The sequence below is a fragment of the Streptomyces zinciresistens K42 genome (assembly GCF_000225525.1).
Lineage (GTDB): Bacteria > Actinomycetota > Actinomycetes > Streptomycetales > Streptomycetaceae > Streptomyces > Streptomyces zinciresistens.
On record NZ_AGBF01000302.1, the window covers coordinates 1 to 5,568 of the forward strand.

The window sequence follows — 5,568 nt, forward strand, 5'->3', positions numbered from 1 at the left end:
GCTCTTCGGAGGCCGGCCCCGCGACGGCCTCCCCGCGGTGCCGGTGGCGCGCGGCGCCGGGGGGCGTCGCACACCACCGCGGGCCCGCCCGCCCGCTCCCGTCCCGCGCGGCGGCCGGGCGGGAGGGTCCCGCCGCTCGGCCCGTGCGCTTCCCGGAGCCCGCTTCGTCAGCCATCGCGATCCCCCCGCAGCCCTCATGACGAAGGCGACGCGACCGGCAGCCCGCTACTCGCCGCCCTTTTGCACGAAACTCCGCACGAAGTCCTCTGCGTTCTCCTCGAGGACGTCGTCGATCTCGTCCAGCACCGAGTCGACGTCGTCGCTCAGCTTCTCCTGGCGCTCCTTGAGGTCGTCCGACGCCTGTGCCTCGGTCGACTGCTCCTCGGCCTCCTCGGTGGAACGCGTGGCCTTCTGCTGCCCGCCGCCGGTGTCCTTGGTTGCCATATCCCTCACCCCGCTCAGTTCGCCCGACATGGTCGACAGGTCGGCTTTCCTGCCGATCGGTGATGATCAGACCCTACAAGCCGGGTCCGACATCGGCCCCGCGGTTTCCGCAACGCGCGGGGGCCATCTCGATGATTCCCGGACGCCGGGTCTTTCCACCCTGGTGGACCGGCGTCCGGCCGGTGCCCCCGGGTACCCCTCAGCCGCCCGACAAGACCTTGACCAGGTCTTCTGCCGTGCGACAGCGGTCCAGGAGCTCCTTGACGTGATTTCGCGTTCCGCGAAGCGGTTCGAGGGTTGGGACGCGCTGGAGGGAGTCGCGGCCGGGCAGGTCGAAGATCACCGAGTCCCAGGAGGCGGCCGCGACGTCGTCGGCGTACTGCTCCAGGCAGCGGCCCCGGAAGTACGCCCGGGTGTCCTCCGGCGGCTTCGCCTTGGCCCGCTCGACGTCGCCCTCGTCCAGCAGGCGCTTGATGCGGCCCCGGGCCGCGAGACGGTTGTAGAGGCCCTTCTCGGGGCGTACGTCGGCGTACTGGAGGTCGAGGAGGTGCAGCTTGGCCGCGTCCCAGTCGAGCCCGTCACGGCGGCGGTAGCCCTCCATGAGCTCCCGCTTGGCGACCCAGTCCAGCTCGCCGGCCAGGCTCATGGGGTCGTTCTCCAGCCGGTTGAGGGTGTCCTCCCAGCGCGCCAGGACGTCCTTGGTCTGCTCGTCGGCGTCGGCACCGAAGCGCTCCTCGACGTACTTGCGGGAAAGCTCGTAGTACTCCATCTGGAGCTGCACCGCGGTGAGGGTGCGGCCGCTGCGCAGGGTGACCAGCCGCTGCAGGGTGGGGTCGTGCGAGACCTGGTGGAGGGTGCGTACGGGCTGGTCGACGGCCAGGTCGACGGCGATGAAGCCGTCCTCGATCATCGACAGGACCAGCGCCGTCGTGCCCAGCTTCAGATAGGTCGAGATCTCCGACAGGTTGGCGTCGCCGATGATCACGTGGAGGCGGCGGTACTTCTCCGCGTCGGCGTGCGGCTCGTCGCGGGTGTTGATGATGGGCCGCTTGAGCGTCGTCTCCAGGCCGACCTCGACCTCGAAGTAGTCGGCGCGCTGGCTCAGCTGGAAGCCGTGCTCGTGGCCGTCCTGGCCGATGCCGACGCGACCGGCGCCGGCGAAGACCTGCCGGGAGACGAAGAAGGGCGTGAGGTGGCGCACGATGTCGGAGAAAGCGGTTTCCCGCTTCATCAGGTAGTTCTCGTGCGTCCCGTAGGAGGCGCCCTTGTTGTCGGTGTTGTTCTTGTAGAGGTGGATCGGCTGGGCGCCGGGCAGCTGGGCCGCGCGTTCGGCGGCCTCGGCCATGATCCGCTCACCGGCCTTGTCCCAGAGGACGGCGTCGCGGGGGTTGGTGACCTCGGGGGCGCTGTACTCGGGGTGGGCGTGGTCGACGTAGAGCCGTGCGCCGTTGGTGAGGATGACGTTGGCCAGACCGATGTCCTCGTCGGTGAGCTGGCTGGAGTCGGCCGCCTCCCGGGCGAGGTCGAAGCCTCGGGCGTCCCGGAGCGGGTTCTCCTCCTCGAAGTCCCAGCGGGCCCGGCGGGCCCGGTGCATCGCGGCCGCGTAGGCGTTGACGATCTGGGACGAGGTGAGCATGGCATTGGCGTTGGGGTGGCCGGGGACGGAGATCCCGTACTCCGTCTCGATGCCCATTACTCGCCGTACGGTCATGCGGCCCTCCTTGCCCGGCGGCGCCCTCGGTCGTGGGTGCCGCACAAGTACCGCTGGCGCTCGGTTGCGTGTGCGGTGCCCGCCCCCGCACTGCGCGACTCGGCGGTACGAAAGAGCCTAGAACGCCTCTGCGCCGGTGGGGAGATCATTTGCGTCATTGCGTTGCTCGCCTTTGTCCCGGCCGTGGCCGGAAAACAGTCGGCTGCGGGCACCCGGTGGGGGCACCCGCAGCCGCCCTGTCTTTTACAGGTACTGACCGGTATTCGCCACCGTGTCGATGGAGCGTCCGGTGTCCGCGCCCTGCTTTCCGGTGATGAGGGTGCGGATGTAGACGATCCGCTCGCCCTTCTTTCCGGAGATCCGGGCCCAGTCGTCCGGGTTGGTGGTGTTGGGCAGGTCCTCGTTCTCCTTGAACTCGTCCACGCATGCCTGGAGGAGGTGGGAGACGCGCAGACCCTTCTGGTTGTGCTCCAGGAAATCCTTGATCGCCATCTTCTTGGCGCGGCCCACGATGTTCTCGATCATGGCACCGGAATTGAAGTCCTTGAAATAGAGGACTTCCTTGTCGCCATTGGCGTAGGTGACTTCCAGGAAGCGGTTCTCCTCGGATTCGGCGTACATCTGCTCGACGGCGGTCTGGATCATGCTCGTGACCGTCATCACCTTGTCACCGCCGTGCTCCCCGAGGTCCTCGGAGTGCAGCGGGAGGCGCTCGGTGAGGTACTTGCCGAAGATGTCCTTCGCCGCCTCGGCGTCGGGACGCTCGATCTTGATCTTCACGTCCAGGCGGCCGGGGCGCAGGATGGCCGGGTCGATCATGTCCTCGCGGTTGGAGGCACCGATCACGACCACGTTCTGCAGGCCCTCGACACCGTCGATCTCGGCGAGCAGCTGGGGGACGATGGTGTTCTCCACGTCCGAGCTGACACCGGAGCCGCGGGTGCGGAAGAGGGACTCCATCTCGTCGAAGAAGACGATGACGGGCGTGCCCTCCGACGCCTTCTCGCGAGCACGCTGGAAGACGAGGCGGATCTGCCGCTCGGTCTCGCCGACGTACTTGTTGAGGAGCTCGGGGCCCTTGATGTTGAGGAAGAAGCTCTTGCCGGAGGACTGGCCGGTGACCTCGGCGACCTTCTTGGCCAGCGAGTTGGCGACGGCCTTGGCGATGAGCGTCTTGCCGCATCCGGGGGGCCCGTACAGGAGGACGCCCTTCGGCGGGCGCAGTTCGTGCTCCTTGAACAGGTCCGGGTAGAGGTAGGGAAGCTCGACGGCGTCGCGGATCATCTCGATCTGGTTGCCGAGGCCGCCGATCGATTCGTAGCCGATGTCCGGGACTTCTTCGAGGACGAGCTCCTCGACCTCGCTCTTGGGGACGATCTCGTAGACGTAGCCGGACCGGGGTTCGAGCAGCAGGGCGTCGCCGGGGCGGATGGTGACGCCCAGCAGCGGCTCGGCGAGCCGCACCACCCTCTCCTCGTCGGTGTGCCCGAGGACCAGGGCGCGCTCGCCGTCCTCAAGGATCTCCTTGAGGGTGACGATGTCCCCGACGCGCTCGAACTGCATGGCCTCGACCACGTTGAGCGCTTCGTTGAGCATCAGTTCCTGGCCGCGCCTGAGGTCGTCGAGCTCGACGCTCGGGCTGACGTTCACCCGGAGTTTGCGGCCCCCGGTGAAGATGTCCGCGGTGCCGTCGTCGTTGGACTGCAGGAAGACACCGAAGCCGGCCGGCGGCTGCGCGAGCCGGTCGACCTCCTCCTTGAGGGCCACGATCTGGTCGCGGGCCTCACGGAGCGTGTTCGCCAGCCGCTCGTTCTGGGCGGACACACCGGCCAGGTTCGTCTGCAGTTCGACGATTCGCTCTTCGAGAATCCTCGTGTGCCGCGGAGAGTCGGCGAGCTTGCGCCGCAGGACGGCGATCTCCTGCTCAAGGTAGGCGATCTGCCCGGCGGGGTCGTCGGACCCTCGTCCCGGGCGGATGCCGCGGTTCATGTCGTCGTCGTGGGCTGCCACGGTCCTCACCTCCTCCAAGGGGAGCTGGACGCTTCCAGACCCTACCTGGGTGGGTGTCGATTGAAACCCCTAGATCACAAAGACTGTCGGGGTGTGTCCGATCTTCACCCTTGCGCTCTCCCTCACGCCAGGGGAATACCCACCGCACTCGATCGGAACCCAGGCGGGGGTAGGGTCGAACCGTTCAACACCCGTCAGAGCTGGCCGGATTCCCGTACGGCTCGACGAAGCAAACGGCAGGAGAGATGAGCGTGGAGCGGGCGGCCGTGGTCGGGGACGAGGCGCTGGAGGTCTGGATCGACCAGGATCTCTGTACCGGTGACGGCATCTGCGCCCAGTACGCGCCAGAGGTGTTCGAGCTGGACATCGACGGTCTGGCCTATGTGAAGGGCGCCGACGACGAGCTGCTGTCGGCGCAGGGGGCCACAACGCCCGTGCCGTTGCCGCTCCTCACGGACGTGGTGGACTCGGCGAAGGAATGTCCGGGCGAATGTATCCACGTACGTCGGGTTTCGGACAAGGTCGAAGTCTTCGGACCGGACGCCGAGTGACCTTGGGACGACGGGCTGTTACGACTGTCCGTTTCCTCACGGCGTCCGGTGGAGCCGGTCAGACGCTGTGCGCGCCGGCCGGTGTCGAGCGGGTGAACGAGCCGTTCTTCCACCGCCATTCCGCCTTCTCGTTGACGTCCGGGCAGCAGCGCGGCACGTCCTGCGACGAGTAGCGCAGCAGCCCGGCGGCGACGGCTCCGTCGCGCACCGCGATGTCACTGACGGTGATGTCGTCCTTGGGCGCGACGAGCGTGGCGACGAGGCGGGGCTCCGCGGCCCCCGCGGCCCGGGTGAGGATGTAGACGCCGTCGGGCGGGGTGCCCATCGGGGAGTCGCAGTGGACCACGGCGACCGTCTCCGGGTTGCCGTCGCCGTCGAGGTCGCCGGTGGCCTTCTTGGCGACGACCGCCTTCACCGGGCCGCATTCCAGGGGGAAGTCGACGCGGGCGGGGTTCGGGGGCGCCGCCGCGGGGCGGTTCCCGGCGTCGGGGCCGGACGGCTGGGCGGCGGTGGCCGCGTTGGGCTGGAAGACCGAGGAGAGGGCCACGACACCGGCGAGCGCCGTGGCGGTGGCGACCCAGTGGATGGGGCGGGTGTGCGTGTGTGCCAGTTCCGGAAGCGCGTTCTGCTGCACTGGGAGCGTCTCCTGTGAGGGCTGCCGGTGGGGGGTGGCCTGCATGGTGCCACACGCCACAGCGCGGGGGAACGGCGGGGTGGCGAGTCGCGGTGCGGAATGTCGTGGTCAGGGGTGTGGCGGCGGCGCGCGGCACCGGCCGCGGGCGTTCGCCGGGTGGGTCGGCGGAGCGCGCCGCGGGCGGGCGCGGGAGGTGTGGGCGGCTCGCTGGGGGCGTG

Annotated in this window: 5 protein-coding genes; 1 reads left to right on the forward strand and 4 read right to left on the reverse strand. The window is 68.8% G+C overall.

Features of this window, described 5'->3' with window-relative positions; translation table 11 throughout:
- Positions 1-225 precede the first annotated feature (225 nt).
- The 3 genes from SZN_RS35015 to arc all read right to left on the reverse strand — a co-directional run bounded on the left by SZN_RS35015 (position 226) and on the right by arc (position 4,165).
- Positions 226-444, reverse strand: coding sequence for a ubiquitin-like protein Pup (locus SZN_RS35015; RefSeq protein WP_007504729.1), 219 nt, complete (start codon positions 442-444; stop codon positions 226-228).
- Positions 445-643: 199 nt separating this feature from the next.
- Positions 644-2,155, reverse strand: a complete 1,512-nt coding sequence (gene dop, locus SZN_RS35020; protein WP_007504730.1) for a depupylase/deamidase Dop — start codon at positions 2,153-2,155, stop codon at positions 644-646.
- A gap of 243 nt (positions 2,156-2,398) precedes the next feature.
- Positions 2,399-4,165: a proteasome ATPase gene (gene arc, locus SZN_RS35025; RefSeq protein WP_007504732.1), complete on the reverse strand. Its 1,767-nt coding sequence runs from the start codon at positions 4,163-4,165 to the stop codon at positions 2,399-2,401.
- Between the two features lie 245 nt (positions 4,166-4,410).
- On the opposite strand from arc, the gene SZN_RS35030 reads away from it, so the two are divergent.
- Positions 4,411-4,716, forward strand: coding sequence for a ferredoxin (locus SZN_RS35030; RefSeq protein ID WP_007504734.1), 306 nt, complete (start codon positions 4,411-4,413; stop codon positions 4,714-4,716).
- Between the two features lie 58 nt (positions 4,717-4,774).
- Here the strand turns inward: SZN_RS35030 and SZN_RS35035 are convergent, their stop codons facing one another.
- Positions 4,775-5,350, reverse strand: coding sequence for a hypothetical protein (locus SZN_RS35035; RefSeq protein WP_007504736.1), 576 nt, complete (start codon positions 5,348-5,350; stop codon positions 4,775-4,777).
- Positions 5,351-5,568: the final 218 nt, after the last annotated feature.

Coding starts and splice junctions, on each gene's coding strand:
- SZN_RS35015 (WP_007504729.1), bottom strand. CDS start 444: ATGGCAACCAAGGACACCGGCGGCGGGCAGCAGAAGGCCACGCGTTCC.
- dop (WP_007504730.1), bottom strand. CDS start 2,155: ATGACCGTACGGCGAGTAATGGGCATCGAGACGGAGTACGGGATCTCC.
- SZN_RS35030 (WP_007504734.1), top strand. CDS start 4,411: ATGAGCGTGGAGCGGGCGGCCGTGGTCGGGGACGAGGCGCTGGAGGTC.